This is a genomic window from Exiguobacterium sp. s166 (genome assembly GCF_018618855.1).
Lineage (GTDB): Bacteria > Bacillota > Bacilli > Exiguobacteriales > Exiguobacteriaceae > Exiguobacterium_A.
The window spans coordinates 127,563-144,374 of the sequence record NZ_JACSMU010000006.1 but is presented as its reverse complement, the minus strand read 5'-3'; the positions used below and the strand labels follow the sequence as shown (position 1 = coordinate 144,374).

18 protein-coding genes and 2 riboswitches are annotated in these 16,812 nt (G+C 49.8%); of the genes, 14 read left to right on the top strand and 4 right to left on the bottom strand.

Annotated elements, in window-relative coordinates; genetic code table 11:
• Positions 1 to 2 precede the first annotated feature (2 nt).
• Positions 3 to 1,052, bottom strand: a complete 1,050-nt coding sequence (gene mtnA, locus KNP93_RS13015; RefSeq protein WP_188005122.1) for an S-methyl-5-thioribose-1-phosphate isomerase — start codon at positions 1,050 to 1,052, stop codon at positions 3 to 5.
• The gene (gene mtnK / locus KNP93_RS13010; protein WP_214855644.1) at positions 1,049 to 2,218 is read right to left on the bottom strand and encodes an S-methyl-5-thioribose kinase; all 1,170 of its coding nucleotides are present in this window, start codon (positions 2,216 to 2,218) and stop codon (positions 1,049 to 1,051) included. Before mtnK ends, mtnA begins: the two co-directional genes overlap by 4 nt.
• A 78-nt stretch (positions 2,219 to 2,296) precedes the next feature.
• A riboswitch (SAM riboswitch) is annotated at positions 2,297 to 2,399 on the bottom strand.
• A 208-nt stretch (positions 2,400 to 2,607) separates the two neighbouring features.
• Positions 2,608 to 2,709: riboswitch (SAM riboswitch) on the top strand.
• Positions 2,710 to 2,789: 80 nt separating this feature from the next.
• Here mtnK and KNP93_RS13005 point away from each other — a divergent pair.
• The 6 genes from KNP93_RS13005 (at position 2,790) to KNP93_RS12980 (ending at position 7,284) form a co-directional block, all read left to right on the top strand.
• A complete protein-coding gene (locus KNP93_RS13005; protein ID WP_131503420.1) occupies positions 2,790 to 3,980 on the top strand; it encodes a 2,3-diketo-5-methylthiopentyl-1-phosphate enolase in 1,191 nt (396 codons plus the stop codon).
• On the top strand, positions 3,977 to 4,636 hold the full coding sequence (locus tag KNP93_RS13000; RefSeq protein WP_214855641.1) for a 2-hydroxy-3-keto-5-methylthiopentenyl-1-phosphate phosphatase: 660 nt from the start codon (positions 3,977 to 3,979) through the stop codon (positions 4,634 to 4,636). The genes KNP93_RS13005 and KNP93_RS13000 overlap by 4 nt, the downstream gene beginning before the upstream one ends.
• Entirely contained in the window at positions 4,633 to 5,253 is a 621-nt protein-coding gene (locus tag KNP93_RS12995) for a methylthioribulose 1-phosphate dehydratase (protein WP_214855638.1), read from the top strand. Before KNP93_RS13000 ends, KNP93_RS12995 begins: the two co-directional genes overlap by 4 nt.
• Before the next feature lie 15 nt (positions 5,254 to 5,268).
• Complete coding sequence (locus KNP93_RS12990) at positions 5,269 to 5,808, top strand: 1,2-dihydroxy-3-keto-5-methylthiopentene dioxygenase (RefSeq protein ID WP_214855636.1); 540 nt, start codon at positions 5,269 to 5,271, stop codon at positions 5,806 to 5,808.
• A 142-nt stretch (positions 5,809 to 5,950) separates the two neighbouring features.
• Complete coding sequence (locus KNP93_RS12985) at positions 5,951 to 6,460, top strand: arsinothricin resistance N-acetyltransferase ArsN1 family A (RefSeq protein WP_131503416.1); 510 nt, start codon at positions 5,951 to 5,953, stop codon at positions 6,458 to 6,460.
• A 68-nt stretch (positions 6,461 to 6,528) separates the two neighbouring features.
• Complete coding sequence (locus tag KNP93_RS12980; protein ID WP_214855634.1) at positions 6,529 to 7,284, top strand: MBL fold metallo-hydrolase; 756 nt, start codon at positions 6,529 to 6,531, stop codon at positions 7,282 to 7,284.
• A 58-nt stretch (positions 7,285 to 7,342) separates the two neighbouring features.
• Here the strand turns inward: KNP93_RS12980 and KNP93_RS12975 are convergent, their stop codons facing one another.
• Positions 7,343 to 7,990, bottom strand: coding sequence for a pentapeptide repeat-containing protein (locus KNP93_RS12975; protein WP_114597095.1), 648 nt, complete (start codon positions 7,988 to 7,990; stop codon positions 7,343 to 7,345).
• 159 nt (positions 7,991 to 8,149) lie between these two features.
• Here KNP93_RS12975 and KNP93_RS12970 point away from each other — a divergent pair, with 159 nt between their 5' ends.
• From KNP93_RS12970 to KNP93_RS12960, 3 genes are all read left to right on the top strand, one after another.
• The gene (locus KNP93_RS12970) at positions 8,150 to 9,475 is read left to right on the top strand and encodes a Y-family DNA polymerase (RefSeq protein WP_214855632.1); all 1,326 of its coding nucleotides are present in this window, start codon (positions 8,150 to 8,152) and stop codon (positions 9,473 to 9,475) included.
• Complete coding sequence (locus tag KNP93_RS12965) at positions 9,459 to 9,788, top strand: YolD-like family protein (protein ID WP_114597093.1); 330 nt, start codon at positions 9,459 to 9,461, stop codon at positions 9,786 to 9,788. The genes KNP93_RS12970 and KNP93_RS12965 overlap by 17 nt, the downstream gene beginning before the upstream one ends.
• Before the next feature lie 69 nt (positions 9,789 to 9,857).
• Entirely contained in the window at positions 9,858 to 10,670 is an 813-nt protein-coding gene (locus KNP93_RS12960) for a ZIP family metal transporter (protein ID WP_114597092.1), read from the top strand.
• 61 nt (positions 10,671 to 10,731) lie between these two features.
• On the opposite strand, the gene KNP93_RS12955 is transcribed toward KNP93_RS12960, so the two are convergent.
• Positions 10,732 to 12,855 (bottom strand): heavy metal translocating P-type ATPase, encoded by a 2,124-nt coding sequence (locus tag KNP93_RS12955; protein ID WP_214855630.1) that lies wholly within the window; start codon positions 12,853 to 12,855, stop codon positions 10,732 to 10,734.
• A 171-nt stretch (positions 12,856 to 13,026) separates the two neighbouring features.
• Here KNP93_RS12955 and KNP93_RS12950 point away from each other — a divergent pair, with 171 nt between their 5' ends.
• The 5 genes from KNP93_RS12950 (at position 13,027) to KNP93_RS12930 (ending at position 16,759) form a co-directional block, all read left to right on the top strand.
• Positions 13,027 to 13,863, top strand: a complete 837-nt coding sequence (locus tag KNP93_RS12950) for an undecaprenyl-diphosphate phosphatase (protein ID WP_114597090.1) — start codon at positions 13,027 to 13,029, stop codon at positions 13,861 to 13,863.
• A 108-nt stretch (positions 13,864 to 13,971) separates the two neighbouring features.
• Positions 13,972 to 14,565 carry a LemA family protein gene (locus KNP93_RS12945; RefSeq protein WP_114597089.1) on the top strand — a complete coding sequence of 198 codons (594 nt, stop codon included), beginning with the start codon at positions 13,972 to 13,974 and terminating at the stop codon, positions 14,563 to 14,565.
• Complete coding sequence (locus tag KNP93_RS12940; protein ID WP_114597088.1) at positions 14,562 to 15,302, top strand: TPM domain-containing protein; 741 nt, start codon at positions 14,562 to 14,564, stop codon at positions 15,300 to 15,302. Before KNP93_RS12945 ends, KNP93_RS12940 begins: the two co-directional genes overlap by 4 nt.
• A gap of 8 nt (positions 15,303 to 15,310) precedes the next feature.
• Complete coding sequence (locus KNP93_RS12935; protein WP_114597087.1) at positions 15,311 to 15,583, top strand: DUF1294 domain-containing protein; 273 nt, start codon at positions 15,311 to 15,313, stop codon at positions 15,581 to 15,583.
• Between the two features lie 213 nt (positions 15,584 to 15,796).
• Complete coding sequence (locus KNP93_RS12930) at positions 15,797 to 16,759, top strand: EAL domain-containing protein (RefSeq protein ID WP_114597086.1); 963 nt, start codon at positions 15,797 to 15,799, stop codon at positions 16,757 to 16,759.
• The last annotated feature ends 53 nt before the right edge of the window (positions 16,760 to 16,812 follow it).

Below are 16,812 nucleotides of genomic sequence, written 5' to 3'. Positions count from 1 at the left end.
GTTTAACGTATTTGTTGTCCGATTGTCTGCTCGATCGTTTCGACGGACGGATGCTTGATGACTCCCAGTTCCGTAATGATTGCCGTGATCAATTCGTGCGGTGTCACGTCAAACGCCGGATTAAAGACGGCCACACCGGCCGGCGCCGTTGCTTTCCCTGCGAATTGCGTCACTTCACGGGCATCGCGTTCTTCAATCTCAATCTCGTCTCCCGACAAGCTCGTCAAATCAAAGGTCGAAAGGGGTGCCGCGACATAAAACGGAATCCCGAAAGCACGGGCCAGTAACGCCAGTTGAAACGTCCCGATTTTATTCGCGGTATCCCCGTTTCGGGTAATCCGGTCGGCACCGACGATGATGGCGGTGATGTTTTTTTCTTTGATGGTATGGGCGACCATATTATCGGTAATCAAGGTCACGTCAATACCGGCCCGTTGCAGTTCCCATGTCGTCAGACGCGCTCCCTGCAGTAACGGCCGCGTTTCCGACGCATAAACGGAGAGCAGAATTTCCTGTTCTTTCGCGAGATAAAACGGGGCGAGTGCCGTCCCGTAAGCCGCTGTCGCAATCGATCCGGCATTACAAATCGTCAGAACCCGGTCACCGGACTCAAATAATTCCAATGCGTGGATCCCGATTTGCCGGGATGTCTTGGCATCCGTTTCATACAGTTCGAGCGCCTTTTGTTCCAACCGTTTTGGTAACTCGGCAAGCGCCGTACTCGAGACAATAATTTGATTCAGCTCATCAAGCACGTTCCGCAAATTGACAGCGGTCGGCCGGGTTGCGAGCAATTGGGCCGACACCGTCAACAGTTCTTGTTTCGCTTCAGAAAGTGACCCTGTCGTCCGGCGGAATGCTTCCTGCACAAGGATGAAGCCGCCGAACAGGCTGATGGCCGGTGCACCGCGGACACGCAATTGTTTGATGGCGTCAATCGCTTGCGCCAAGTCATGGATAACCTCGTATCGTTCTTCTTCCGGGAGCCGGGTCTGATCCAAAATCGTCACCGTCCCGTTGTCATAGATGATGCTTTGGACGAATTGGCTCATCGGCTGAGTTCCTCCGTCAAATCGAAGTTTCGTAAATCGGTGAACGTCTTGCATTCGGTCCGGCGTTTGATCAATGCCACTCCAAGACGTAACGCATGACGTTTCCGCTCAAGTCGTTCCCTCGCGTCCGTGATGTTCTCGAGGTCCGCAACCGGTGCCAATCCAATCGTCCGCCGGATCAACTCACAACCGGCAAAGCCCAGTGCGTCCTGTAAAATCGTACTGAGGACATCGTCGACAAGTCCGCCCGCCGAACGGAACGGCTCTACCGCTTCGCGTTCCCATAATGCTTTGAACGTCGACGCAAAGGTCAGCCAAAACGTATCGATATCCTTCACCCGTCCATCCCGTAACTCGGCATAGTTTGGATACGCGGCAAAGCAGAGATGGGCGATGAATTGTCCGACATCAAAACCAAACGGTCCGTAAAAGGCGAACTCGGGATCGATGACTTTCGTTTCATCGGCTGAAGCAAAAATACTTCCGGTATGTAAGTCACCGTGCAATAATGCATCACCTTTTGTGATGAACAGTGTTTCCAGTTTCGCGACTTCGCGTTTCAGTTCTGCATCCTGCCATAACCGAACCGCTTCCGCTTCGAGGCCTGCTTCAATCGCATTCGTTTCCGCATCATAAAACGGGTCTGTGAAGATCAATTTTTCCGTGATATCACAGAGATCCGGATTGTAGTAGTTCCGTGCCACTTGTTTTTTCGCGACCGGTCCAAGCGCAAAATCCGACGTATAAAACAGTGTCCGCGCCAGGTACGAACCGATGTGTTCCGCGAGTAACGGATACTTTTCCCCTTCGAGCAAGCCGGTCCGGGCGATCGTCAAATGCGACAAATCCTCCATCACCGTAAACGCTTCTTCCTTGCTCGCATGGTAGACGTGCGGAACGAAAGGAACAGCGACTTTTGCGAATTCTTTTAAGGCCGATTGTTCAATCCAGGCCCGTTCGAGCGACAGCGGCCAGCTTTCCCCGACGACTTTCGCATATGGCAACGCCTGCTTTAAAATCAGCCGTTTTTCTCCTTCCTGAATCCGGAAAACGAGATTTAAATTCCCGTCCCCGATCTCTTCTGCCGTCACCGGTTCATTGCCGATTAATCCGAGTGTCCGGACCCGTTCAATCGCGTCCTGTACTGTAAATGCTTGGTATCCCATTCTGGTTTCCTCCTTGTTGATCACACGAAAAAACGCCTCTTTTCGTCAAAGAAAAGAGGCGCGGCAGAATACTCCGTCCTCTTATCTCTCAGACGAATGTCTGTTGGATGTAGCACCGTGCCGGATGGTCGGTTGCTGCGGCGTCTTCGGGCCAATTCCCTCTGCCAACTCACGATAAGAGTCATATGTAGTTGTCATGTGATTTGATGTTGATTTGAATACTACGTGCGTTGCTGGCCGTCTGTCAATTCCAATTTTTAGTGAAACGGATTCAAAAACGGAACCGTCTATAGAAGAAGTATTTTCAAAAAAATAAATTTTCAAAATATAGTTTGACAAGTGATGGATCTCATGTAAAAATTGCAATTAGATTTCACAATTTCATCCAATTCTTATCAAGAGCAGACGGAGGGACGAGCCCTACGATGTCGCAGCAACCGACCACTTGGCACGGTGCTAATTCTTGCAGCTAATACGCTGACAGATAAGAGTCCACGCGCAAATTTTCATGGTCTCTTGTCATTGACGAGGGACCATTTTTGTATTTTTCAATAAGGGAGAGACGATTCATATGGCGTACATTACCGCAACATACCAACTCGGAACGACCGATCAGTTGCCGAAACGGGCAGAGCAAATCGCGCTCGGTCTGACGGTCGGTTCATGGACCGATTTAAATCACTTGGAACAACAACAACTGGAATCCTTTAAAGGACAGGTCGTCCATACAGAAGAACATGACGGCAAAGGTTACATTACGATCCGTTATCCGGAACACAACGTCTCACGGGACTTTTCCGCTATCTTAACGACGGTCTTCGGTAAACTGTCGCTCGATGGACAAATCAAGTTAACCGACTTACAGCTTCCCCCGTCATTCACGAACGACTTTCCCGGTGCCAAATTCGGGATTGAAGGAGTCCGTCAATTGATTCAGGTCCATGACCGTCCCCTGTTGATGAGCATATTTAAAGGAGTCATCGGACGGGACCTCGTCTTTTTACGGGAACAACTCGAAGCACAGCTCGCGGGCGGCATCGATCTCGTTAAAGATGATGAGATTCTATACGACAATCCGTTGACGCCGGCACTCGACCGGGCACGGATCGGACGGGAAGTCCTCGACGCCCATTATGAACGCACCGGCAAACGGGCGCTTTATGCGATTACGTTAAGCGGTCCCGTCTTCGGCTTGAAGGAACAGGCAAAACGCCTGATTGAAGCAGGTGCCACGGCCTTCCTGCTCAACACGTTTACATACGGACTCGATGTCCTGCGCGAGTTGGCTGCCGATGCGGACATTTCCGTCCCGATTTTTAATCACCCGGCCTTAAGCGGTGCCTTGATCGCAAGTCCTGAATACGGTATTTCGGCTCCTGTTCTGCTTGGAACGTTACCCCGACTGGCCGGTGCTGACTTGACATTGTTCCCGTCTCCCTATGGTAACGTTGCACTCGCCAAAGATTTGGCCCGCGGGATCGCCGTTGAAGCGACGCGAATCGGAGAAACGAAGACGATTCTGCCGGTTCCGTCCGCCGGCATCCATCCCGGCCTCGTCGCTCAGCTCGTCCGTGATTTCGGTACCGATTCGGTCATCAATGCCGGAGGCGGCGTTCACGGTCATCCGCAAGGGGCAGCGGCCGGTGTCCTTGCATTTCGTCAGGCGCTCGACGCCGCACTGACCGGAGAATCGCTGACAAGTGCCGCAACGCGGCAGGAAGAATTACGGGTCGCCCTTGACGCCTGGGGGATCACGAAATGACGACTCGGATTTTATGTGACTTCGACGGCACGGTGACGGAACACGACAACATCATCGCCTTGATGAAAGAGTTTGCCCCGCAAGAAGCATTTGAACCATTAAAAAAAGGTGTGCTCGACCGGTCGCTGTCGATCCGGTCCGGGGTTGGACAGATGTTCCGATTGTTGCCCTCAGATCGAAAACAGGAGTATATCGATTTTTTGATTAATCGGGCAGTCATCCGTCCCGGCTTCGACACCTTACTCGCCTTTGCCAAATCAAACGGAATCGACTTTGCGATTGTCAGCGGCGGAATTGACTTTTTTGTCCAACCGATTCTTGCCTGTTTACTGACAGATGAAACGATTTACTGCAACGGCAGTGACTTCAGTGAAGAGACGGTCCGGATTGAATGGCCACACGCTTGCGATGCGGCATGCAACAATCAATGCGGCTGTTGTAAAACGTCAATCGCCCGGAAGTTGAAGCAGGACGGCGATACGATCATCGCAATCGGCGATTCCGTGACGGATTTTGAACTGGCGAAAAAGGCTGATCACGTCTATGCCCGGGGTTATCTGATAACACTCTGTGAACAGCACGGTATTCCCTATACGCCGTTTGAAACGTTTTATGACATCGTCAAACACTTACAGACCACGGGGGTGCATGCATGACATTCTTGAAACGATACGAAGAACTCCGCGCTATCAAGCAGGAGTTCGCCGCACGCGACTGGTTTCCCGGCACGAGCGGTAACCTCGCCATTCGAACGAACAGCAGTCCGACGGAATTTCTTGTGACGGCAAGCGGCAAAGATAAACGCCAGGACACGCCGGACGATTTCGTCCATGTTGACGCGACCGGTCAATTGATCGGCGAACAAAACGGACGTCCTTCCGCGGAGACGTTACTTCATGTCGAAGTTTTTAACCGGACGACGGCCGGCTGCTCGCTTCATGTCCATACCGTCGACAACAATGTCATTTCAGAACTCTACGGAGACCGCGGGGAAATCCGGTTTACCGGTCAGGAAATCATCAAGGCACTCGGCCGCTGGGAAGAAGATGCGGAAGTCGTCGTACCGGTTATTGCGAACCATGCGGATATCCCGACTCTTGCCGCAGTGTTTGCCAAGCATGTAAAAACGGAAAGCGGTGCCGTCCTGATTCGCAATCACGGGATCACCGTCTGGGCACCGACTGCCTTTGAAGCGAAAAAACAGTTGGAAGCCTTTGAATTTTTATTCAGCTACACGTTAAAACTGCAAACGTGCCGACAGGCGATTCATTAAAAGGAGGAATTTAAAATGGCAACAGTACTTTTCCAAAAGACAAACGAACGGTATACGGATCAAAACGAGGTTTCCGCTTTTCTTTCTTCACGTGGTGTCCTGTATGAACAATGGGATGTCTCGAAACTCCCGGCAGAACTGGTCGACACCTATACGCTGACGGACGCGGACAAACAAACGATTCTCGATACGTTCGAGCCGGAAATTACGGACGTCTCGGAACGCCGCGGCTACCAGACGGCCGATATCATCTCACTGTCCGATGCGACACCGAACTTAGATGAGTTGCTCGTCAACTTCCAAAAAGAGCACCACCATACGGATGACGAAGTCCGGTTCATCGTCAGCGGTCACGGCGTCTTTGCGATCCAGGACGACGAAGTCGGCTATTACAACATTGAACTGAACCCCGGAGATTTGATTTCCGTTCCCGTCAATACACGTCATTACTTCACACTACAGGACGATCGCCAAGTCGTTGCGGTCCGGATTTTCGTGACAACGGATGGTTGGGTTCCAATTTACGAAAAAGATCCGATCGAAACTACAAACTGAGGAAACATCCGAATAGCAGACGGCCCGGTCCATCCGGCTGTCTGTTTTTTTCTGCTCCATTCCTATCTTACAAACATACCGCTTGTTTTCGTTTCCTCCTATATAATGAAGAAAAGACTCTTTTGAATTGGAGGTCACGTGTATGATGATTCGTCCTGTCCAAGAAGCTGATTTACAAGACATCCTCGACATCTATAACGAAGGCATCGAAGATCGGATCGCGACGCTTGAAACGGATACCAAGGAATTATCTTTCATGCAGGACTGGTATCAGGAACGGACACCCCGCTATGCCGGGTTTGTAGCGTATGAAGGAACGACGATCCTTGGCTTCATCTCACTTGACCCCTACAATCCGCGCCCCGTCTATCAATCGGTCGGTGAACTATCGGTCTACATCACCCGGACCCACCGCGGACAAGGCATCGGGCGTCAGCTGCTCCATGTCATTGAAGAACACGCGATTACGCAAGGGTTCCACAAGTTGATTCTGTTTACGTTTCCGTTTAACAGACTCGGTCAAAAACTGTACATCCGGTCCGGTTTCCGGATTGTCGGAACATTTAAGGAACAGGGTATGCTCAACGGGTATTATGTCGATGTCCTGGCGATGGAAAAGTTGCTTCCGAAAACGATCGACGAGCAGATATGATTAGTCCGGCGTCTGAATGGGAAATGAACGAACAGTGAAACATTCCCAACCCGAAAGGAAGACTGCCTGTGGATATTCAACAGATCCGTAATGCGACACTCGTCGTTACTTATGCCAATCAAGTATTTTTAATCGATCCGTTTCTCGGTGAAAAAGGAACCTTACCGCCGTTTGGTCACACACCTAATGCCGTTCCGAACCCGCTCGTCGACTTACCGGTCGATATCGCGACGTTACTTGATCCGGACGCGATTTTCGTCACCCATCTGCATGCCGACCATTTTGACGAGACGGCAAAAGAAGTGTTACCGAAACAAATTCCGCTTTATACGCAAAATGAGACGGATGCGGCCACGATCCGCGAAGCCGGATTCACCAATGTCTCTTCATTCGAAGACGGACTGTCGCTCGGTGATATCCGTGTCTCCCATACGTCGGGACAGCACGGTGTCGGTGAAATCGGTCAACGGATGGGTACCGTGTCCGGTCTCGTCTTGAAACATCCGGACGAACCGACGCTCTATATCACCGGTGACACGATTTGGTGTGATGAAGTCGCGACGGCGATTGAACAACATGCGCCAGATATCATCATCGTCAACAGTGGTGCTGCACAATTCCTGACCGGCGAACCGATTACGATGTCCCAGCGTGACTTGCTTGCTGTTCATCAGGCGGCGGCTGAAGCCACGATCATCGTCTCGCATCTCGAGTCCGTCAACCATTGTCTTCTGCGCCGCGATATGATTGCCGATTTTCTGGCCGCTCATCATCTGTCCGCGCATTTCCTCATCCCGGATGACGGTGAAACCATTTCCTTCTAAACAAAATGAAGTCCGCTGTCCCGGTAGTACTGGACAGCGGACTTCATTTTGTTAATCGTTAATCGTGACTTGGAATGACGAGTCCGAGTAACCGGGCAAAGGTGATGGCCTGGCTTTCCGTAACGACGGCACCCGGTAAGAAACGTGGATCAATCGTGATTCCGGACAGATCGACGTGCCGCAGATCGAGTCCTTTTAACGCCGTCTCGACCCATTGGCTTTCCGATAAATCAACTTCATGGAGACGGAAATCGGTCGGTTTCATTTCAAAGAAATGACTTTCCCGCATCGTCGTCTGTTCCACTGCGACGTGACGTAACGCTGTCCGGATAATTTGAGCATAATTCGCCTGACAGTTTTTGATCGTTACATGATCAACCGTATTGGACTCAAAGTGAATTCCGGTCAGACGGCACTCCTCAAAAATGACCCGGTGAAAACGGCTGTCCTGGAACTGACATCCTGTGAAGTCACATTGTTCAAACCGGACGTTTTCAAATGAAGCCCGCTCAAAGACCAGTCCTGCAAACGAGACGTTCCGAAAACAGACTTGATTGACGTCGAGCCGCTCTGTCAGCTCGACCGGTAATGTCTCTTTTTCATACAGCGTTTGGTACAGATACGGGTCATCGATTTCGACATCCGCAAAGGTTTCCGGTGTCAATTGATGTGGTAACTCGGGTAATTGAATGATTTGTTTTTTCACGTACTTCCCCTTCTTTCCTTCTACATCACTTTTCTCTTTTTTAGTATAGCAAAGATTGACTCTTTTTTTGGTTTTTTGATTTGAGACCAACTGAGACCATGATATAGTCAAATCAAAAATAAGAACAAATGTTCTTTTTAGTACCAAGGAGTGTTTCCGATGAACCCGACAAGCTCTTTTCCCGATCAACGCATCTTTTGTGTCGACAGTGTCTCCTTCTATGCCAGTTGCGAATGCCGTTACCGAAGCCTTCCTCCTTTGACGACGAAACTTGCTGTCGTATCGGACTTGACCCGCTCCGGATCCGTTGTCCTCGCAGCCAGCCCTGCCTTAAAACAACTCGGCATCAAGACCGCCAGTCGACTCTATCAGATCGAACAATTGCCTTATCGGGAGCGAAAGCAGATTATACTAGTTGAACCGCGGATGCTCGCATATATGAAAACATCAATTGAAGTATTGGATGTCTTGCATCAGTTTGCCCCGCCCGATGCTATCCGGATCTATTCAATCGACGAAAATTTTATCGACATGAGCGGAACGGAACGGCTTTTTGGATCAGATGTTGAAACAGCTCAAAAAATCCAGACAGCAATTTGGCAACAGACCGGCATTCCGGTCCGGATTGGCATCGGTCCGAACAACGTCATCGCAAAACTGGTGCTCGACTTACGTGGAAAACGTGAAGGCATCGCACAATGCGGGTATGCAGATGTTTCTCGGTTGTTACATGATTTTCCGGTTCGCAAGATGTGGGGAGTCGGACGGATGATGGAGCAACACTTGTCGGTAATGGGCATCAACACCATTGGTGACCTGGCCGCAGCACGGGTGGAAGACTTACACGAACGGTTTGGAGTCCTCGGGGCAGAACTTTGGCACCATTCCTGGGGAATCGACAGTTCTCCGACCATCATTGATCCGATGACCTTATTCCAGACTGCGCCGGACGCCAAAAGAACAATCGGCCATGGAGTGACCTTGATGCGCGATTATTACCAGTACGAACAGATTCGTTTAGTTTTGGCTGAATTAGCAAGTGATGTCGCGGCACGAGTCCGTTTTTCCAATCAGGTCGGTTGGACGGTGCACCTGGGCGTCCGCTATTCGCGCCATGTCACGCGGGACGGCTTTTCGAAACAGCTCCGCCTGCCTTATCCGACATCCGATGAACGGCTGTTGTTACGTTACGTCCTCCAATTGTTCGAACCGAATTGGCTGGACGGTGAACCGGTCCGCTTTCTATCCGTCGCTCTTGGACAACTCACTCCGGATCAGGGAACACTTCAGTTGTCCTTATTTGAAGACAATACAAAGGTCTGGCGCCGAAAACGGTTATTAAAAGCCATCGACCATGTCAATTTACGTTACGGAAAAGGAACGATCCGGCTCGCTGTCTCCTTCCTCGATACAAGTGTCGCAAAACGCCGGCTCCGGTTCGTCGGCGGCCATCCCGGAGGTGATTTACATGACACGTTACCGTGACCGCGGAAATCTCAAGTGGCTTCCCTTTTTGATGCCGGAACACATCCAGTTGCTCAAAGCCTATTATCTTGAAACACATCACATCGATTTTCCAATCATCGATGAACAACTGCAGTATCCTTGGCAGTTCTTACTCGAACAAGCATTAATAGAAGGAATCGAGCTCGAAATCACGTACTATAGTGAAAGAGGCTATGTCACGACATCTGGTTTCATCGAGCAGGTGCATCGGGAACGTGCTTATCTTGTTTTGCATGGATCCTCATTGCTTGAGATTCCGCTCGGACGAATCATCCGGATCGAAAACGGGTAGAAGAGACAGAAGCTGCTGTACCTCACGCACTTATTTTAAGAATGGGAATTGAAAGAAGGAATGATTAGTATGATGGAATGGTTTACCGGACTTCCGGTCGTCCTGCAAGCCTTGCTTGCCGGTATGATGACCTGGGGGTTAACGGCACTCGGAGCCGCACTTGTCTTCGTCTTTACGACGATTGAAAAACGGGTCATGAATATGATGCTCGGTTTTGCGGCCGGTGTCATGATTGCGGCGTCGTTTTGGTCCTTGCTGGCTCCGGCAATTGAATTTACGGAAAATGATGGTGGAATTGCCTGGTTGCCGGCCGCAATCGGTTTCCTGGCAGGTGGTTTTTTTGTCCGCCTCCTGGATTTCGTAACTCCCCACCTGCATTTATCCGCTCCGCTCGAAACCGCCGAAGGTCCTTCGACCGGTCTGAAAAAGACAACGTTACTGTTTCTCGCGATTACGCTCCACAATATCCCGGAAGGACTCGCAATCGGTGTCGCTTTTGGTGCAGCCGCACTGAACATGGATGGTGCGACCGTTGCCGGTGCCTTGACACTGGCACTTGGAATCGGGATTCAAAACATGCCGGAAGGGGCTGCTTTGTCGATTCCGCTCCGCGGAGAAGGCATGTCACGCCGGCGCGCCTTTAATTACGGACAATTATCGGCGATCGTCGAACCGATTGCCGCTATGGTCGGAGCTGCTGCCGTCTTCTTTATTCAGCCTCTCTTGCCGTATGCCTTGGCGTTTGCTGCCGGCGCGATGATTTTCGTCGTCGTCGAAGAATTGATTCCCGAATCGCAGGCTGAAAACGGATCCGACTTGGCAACACTCGGTCTGATGGTCGGCTTCACGGTCATGATGATTTTGGACGTCGCACTCGGCTGATGTAACACGAATAAAACCTCTCCCATCTTTACGCGGGAGAGGTTTTATTGTGCATCCATTCTTATTTTCGTAAAATCCGCATCGCGTTTAAGACCGCGAGGACCGTTACACCGACATCGGCAAAAACAGCTTCCCACATTGTCGCAACACCAAAGGCACCAAGCAATAAGAACACGCCTTTGATACCCAGTGCAAATGCGATGTTCTGATAAACAATCCGGCGTGTCGCCCGGGCAATCCGAATCGCTTCGACGAGCTGTTTCGGTTCATCCGTCATCAGGACGACATCCGCCGCCTCGATTGCGACATCACTTCCGAGTCCCCCCATCGCAATTCCGACATCCGCCCGCGTCAACACGGGAGCATCGTTAATCCCGTCGCCGACAAACGCGACCCGGCCCTTCGCTTGATCTAAGATCGCTTCGAGTTGTTCCACTTTTTGATCCGGTAACAGTTCTGCCTTTACTTGCGTTATCCCGATTTGTTGCCCGATCCGTTCCGCCGTCTCCCGCCGGTCCCCGGTCAACATGATTGTCTGGCGAATCCCGAGTGTTTTTAGTTCACGCAAGGCTGCTACCGTCGTATCTTTAATACGGTCGGCAATCCGGATATATCCAAGGTAGCGGTCGTTTCGGGCGACATGCACATAAGTCCCGTCTTCGGTCTGATTGAGCGGCGTCAAGCCGAGTTCGTTGAACCACCGGGCATTTCCCGCCTGAATCTGATCCGTGCCGAACCGCCCGGCGACGCCGGAACCGGCTACTTCCTGATAGTCTTGAACAGCGGTTGAAACAGAACCGTGCCGGGCATACATCCGCTGAATCGATTTTGCAATCGGATGATTGGAATGCTGCTCAACGGTCGCTGCGACGCGAAGCAGTTCGTCTTCTGATCCATGAACGGCGTTCAGTTCGACGACTTCAAACACACCTTCCGTCAACGTTCCCGTTTTATCGAAGACGACCGTATCCAGTTGTTGTAACGCTTCGAGATGATTTCCGCCTTTGACAAGAATACCGCGTTTCGAAGCGGCACCGATTCCACTAAAAAAGCCCAGCGGAATCGAAATCACGAGCGCACAGGGACAACTGATGACAAGGAAGACCAGTGCCCGGTAAATCCAGTCGTTCCACATCGCTCCGTTCAAGACAAGCGGCGGCACGATGGCAAGAAGTGTTGCAATGACGACGACAATCGGGGTGTAGACCCGTGCAAATCGTGTGATGAATTTTTCCGTCGGTGCTTTATGACGTGACGCATTTTCGACTAAATCGAGAATTTTAGCGACAGTCGACTCACCGTACCGTCGATCGACCTGAATCAACAGATGACCGTCCGTATTGATCGTTCCGGCTAAAATCGGCTCGGTCGGGCGGACACGACGCGGGACTGATTCACCGGTCAAAGCCGTCGTATCAATGAAGGCTTCCCCTTCAAGAACGATTCCATCCAGTGGAATCTTCTCCCCTGCTCGGACAAGAATCCGCTGACCGATGTTCACCTGTTCCGGACTCACACGTCGTCCATCTTCAAGCGTCGCAATATCCGGTCGGATGTCCATCAACGCGGCAATTGATTTTCGCGACTGATCGACGGCACGGTGTTGGAAAAACTCACCGACTTGATAAAACAACATGACGGCGACGGCTTCCGGGTATTCTCCAATCAAGAAGGCACCGGCTGTCGCAATGACCATGAGGAAGTTCTCATCAAACACTTGACCGTGCCGGATATTTCTGACAGCGGTTCGAAGAACATCCCAACCGATTAAAAAATAGGCAATCGTAAAAAATAGAAGGTCAATTGATCCCGGAACAAAAAAGGCACCGATGAACGATATCATCCCGATACTGTACTGGATTTTTTTCGTACGGTTTAAAAATGGACCATGCTCGTGCGGGTGACTGTGGTCATGTTCCGCCTGTTGATGCGGATCAACCGCTTCTGCGGATACTGTCCGTATCACTTGTACATCCGGTTCGAGTTGCTGAATCCGTTCGACGACTGCCTGATACGTCTCGTCGTATGCGGCATCCTTTTCATACGTCAGATAAAGTTTCTGACCGGCAAAATCCAAATCTGCCTGTTCAATGCCTGTTACGTTCGCAACACCCCGCTCCACTTTCGCAGCACAATTCGCACAATCGATTCCTGTAATCTGAAGACGTTCTGTTTTCGCTTCCATTTCTCCACCTCATTCAAACGTTTGTTTGATTATAAGAACAGCTTACTCTCTTTTTTCTTTTTCAACAAGTCACATTTGTCTCAGACTTGCGCCCGATATTTTGATTAGTTCTATCTCAGAAGAATAAAACATGATATGTTTTTAATTAGAAAAATATAGAAGGAGAATAACATGACTATCATTGAATTACTTAAAGCACTTTTACTCGGTTTCGTCGAAGGAATGACGGAATTCGCCCCTGTCTCCTCGACAGGACATATGATCATCGTCGATGACATGTGGCTTCAGACAACAGATTTCCTGGGCAAGTACTCAGCGAACACCTTTAAAATCGTTATCCAGCTCGGCTCGATTTTAGCTGTCATCGTCGTCTTTTGGAAACGGTTGTTCAGTTTAATCGGTCTTTACAAAATTGAAGGTGAACATGATGCGTCGGGTACACACAAATTAAAGTTACGCCACGTCCTGATTGGTCTACTGCCGGCAGCCGTTCTCGGTTTGTTGTTCGAAGACTTCATCGACGAGAACCTCTTCTCGATCGACACCGTCATCATCGGTCTTGCCGCCGGCGCGATCTTGATGATTGCTGCTGATAAGTTCGGACCAAAAGAACCGAAAACAACAACGCTTGATCAAATTTCGTACCGTCAGGCGGCCCTTGTCGGTCTGTTCCAGTGTATCTCGCTCTGGCCAGGCTTCTCACGGTCCGGTTCAACAATTTCCGGAGGGGTTTTCCTCGGTATGAATCACCGGACGGCAGCAGACTTTACGTTCATCATGGCTGTTCCGATCATGTTCGGTGCAAGTGCCTTGTCACTCGTCAAGAACTGGGAATATATCAATGTCGGAGACCTTGGTTTTTATGCAGTCGGCTTCATCGCTTCGTTCGGTTTTGCACTGCTGTCGATCCGTTTCTTCCTGAAACTGATCAACAAAATCAAACTCGTTCCGTTTGCGATTTACCGTCTTGTCTTAGCAGCCATTCTTGCAGTCGTCGTCTACATGTAACCTTAAAATCATCAGCGATTCGCTGATGGTTTTTTTATTTCTTGAAACTTATTGCAACAGATTAGGGTATAGATAGTTGAGATACAGAAAAAAGGAGTGGTCATCGTTATGGCTCGTAGAAATCGTGGAGGTTCCAAGTTACCTCTCATCATCGGAATTGCTGTCGTCGTCCTGATTGCATTTTTAGCAATCGGACAATACAACAGTCTCGTCAATGTCGAAGAAGATGTTTCAAATAAGTGGTCGCAAGTCGATAATCAAATCAAACGCCGGGCGGATTTAATTCCGAATCTCGTCGAAACCGTCAAAGGTGTCGCCGGTCAGGAACAAAAAGTGTATGGTGATATCGCTGAAGCACAAGCCGGCTTAGCACGTGCTGCTTCAACAGAACAACGGATTGAAGCCGATCAACAAGTCACCTCTTCGCTTCGCGGATTAATCGCATTGCAAACGACGTATCCGGACTTAAAATCAAGCGAACGGTTCCAGTCGTTGATGGATACACTCGAAGGAACGGAAAATCGTCTCGGTATTGCCCGTAAAGATTATAATGATGCCGTGACGGTCTATAACAAAAAACGTCGCAGCTTCCCAACTTCGCTTTATGCTTCGGCATTTGGTTTCGAGAAAAAACCATATTATGAAATCTCAGAAAGTGACCGTGAAAATCCGACGGTCGACTTCAATAGTGATTCGAAATGATTTGGCGACGAACGCGCCTGCTTTTTACCGCGTTCCTCGTCTTCTTCCTTCTGACTCCGACTGCCGAAGCCGTGTCAGAACGCACGGGCGCAGCATTCTTCATCCAGGATGATGCACAGCTGCTGACCGCGTCGGAAGAAGCGGAACTCGCTCGTCTCGGGCAAGAACTTGAACAATATACGACGGCACAGGTCGTGCTCAAGACTGTGCCGGATTTAAAAGGACAAGATTTAAGCACGTATGCCAATGAAACGTTCCGGGCTCAAGGCATTGGACAGGCCGGAAAAGATAACGGAATTCTCGTTGTCGTGGCACCAAACGAAAAAGACCGGAACTTCCGGATCGAGGTCGGCTATAAGCTCGAAGGCATTCTGACCGACATCACAGCCGGACGCATCCTCGACAAGTACGCTGTTCCGTACCGGGATCAAGGTGATTACGGCAAAGCAGCGTCCGAAACCTATAAAGCGGTCGTCAGTGTCGTGTCGAAAGAACAATCGCTTGAATCGCAGGACCCGGTCAAGAAAAGTGCGGACGACGGTTTGAGTACATGGGCAAAAGTCCTGATTGGCGCCGGTCTCGTTCTCTTGTTATTCCTCGATATGAAGTTCACCGGCGGGATGTTCTTCTTTGCCATCATCAACATCTTTTCCGCTATCATGCGTGGTGGTGGAGGCGGTGGCGGTGGCAGCCGAGGCGGCGGCGGAAGTTCCGGCGGCGGCGGTGCGGAAAGGTAAGGACTGCTATGACTATTTTTTCAGGTATCGTTGTATTTTACGGGATCATGTCCGTCATTGGATTCGTTTCGATGTGGCGGGATAAACGTAAAGCGCAGCAACACGAATGGCGGACGCCGGAAGCGACCTTGTTGATGATTGCTTTTTTAGGCGGCGCACTCGGGACGCTTTTGGCAATGCAACTCGTCCGGCATAAAACACGGACCGCTAAATTCCAACTCTTTGTACCGTTAGCAATTTTACTGCATGCTACGCTTTGGATTTTGTGGATTCGATCGTAATCCTTTAAATTATGTACCGATTAACCGATAAAAAAGACAGGATGGTTCATCAAAAGATGAACTGGACCTGTCTTTTTTTTTACTTTGGTCAATAGAAGGACAAATAGTTGATATCAGGTTTATTTATAGATTATCTTCGGGTAAAGACTTTAACTAATTTAATAAATACATCTTTTACAGACGTATTTTACCAAGAGAGGTGGACACCCATTCATGTGGCATCCTTGCGCCGAATGTACAACAACAATCCGTTTTATCGAGGCCGGTTCTTTACATATTCAATCGCCTACGCCAGAAGTATTTTCTTACAGTTCATTCGAGCAGTTGGAACAAATCCTTAGCTCTACGTTACAGATTGGGGATTTTCCGGTTTCCTGCCGGGCGAACGGATCACGTCTCGTGACACCTGTACTTGCAGCTTCTGTTTTGCTCGAACAGTTAAAGAGCCGACAAGCCATTGATTTCATTCAAAACGGTATCATGACGAGTCATCTGCAACCAATCTTCAACATTCAAGACAACTCACTTTTTGCGAATGAAGCGTTACTTCGGGCTGCTGATCAATCGATTCCGATGTCCCCGGGTCTGCTCTTTTCGACTGCTTCCAAAATGGGGCTTCATTCCCGGCTCGATCAACGGGCGCGTGAAGAAGCGATCCGGGCAACACATCTGGTCGGTGGAACGCAAAAAACCTTTATCAACTTCCTTCCTTCGACCATCTACAATCCGGAGTACTGCCTGCGTCATACGTTCGAAATCGTCGAACGGTATAACGTGGATCCAAGCCGGCTTGTGTTCGAAGTCGTCGAGACGGAAAAAATCGAAGACGTCAATCACTTGAAACATGTTTTCGAACAATATAAAAAACAAGGTATCCAAGTAGCACTCGATGATGTCGGCGCCGGCTTCTCGACGCTTGATATGTTGTCGTTACTCCAACCGGATTATGTCAAAATTGATCGTGCCTTCATCTCAAACTGTGACACTGTCACAGAAAATGAAGCCTTTTTACGAAAAGCGCGTCATTTAACAAAAGAGATGGGGATTCAGATTCTTGCGGAAGGTATCGAACGTCAAGAAGAACTCGACCTCTGCCGCGAACTTGGATTTGATCTCGGACAAGGTTATCTGCTCGGCCGTCCCGCACCGTACTCAGAACTGGCAAAAGCACAGTGATCGTATAAAGCCCCTCTCCTCGAAACCGAGGAGAGGGGCTTTATCTTATATGT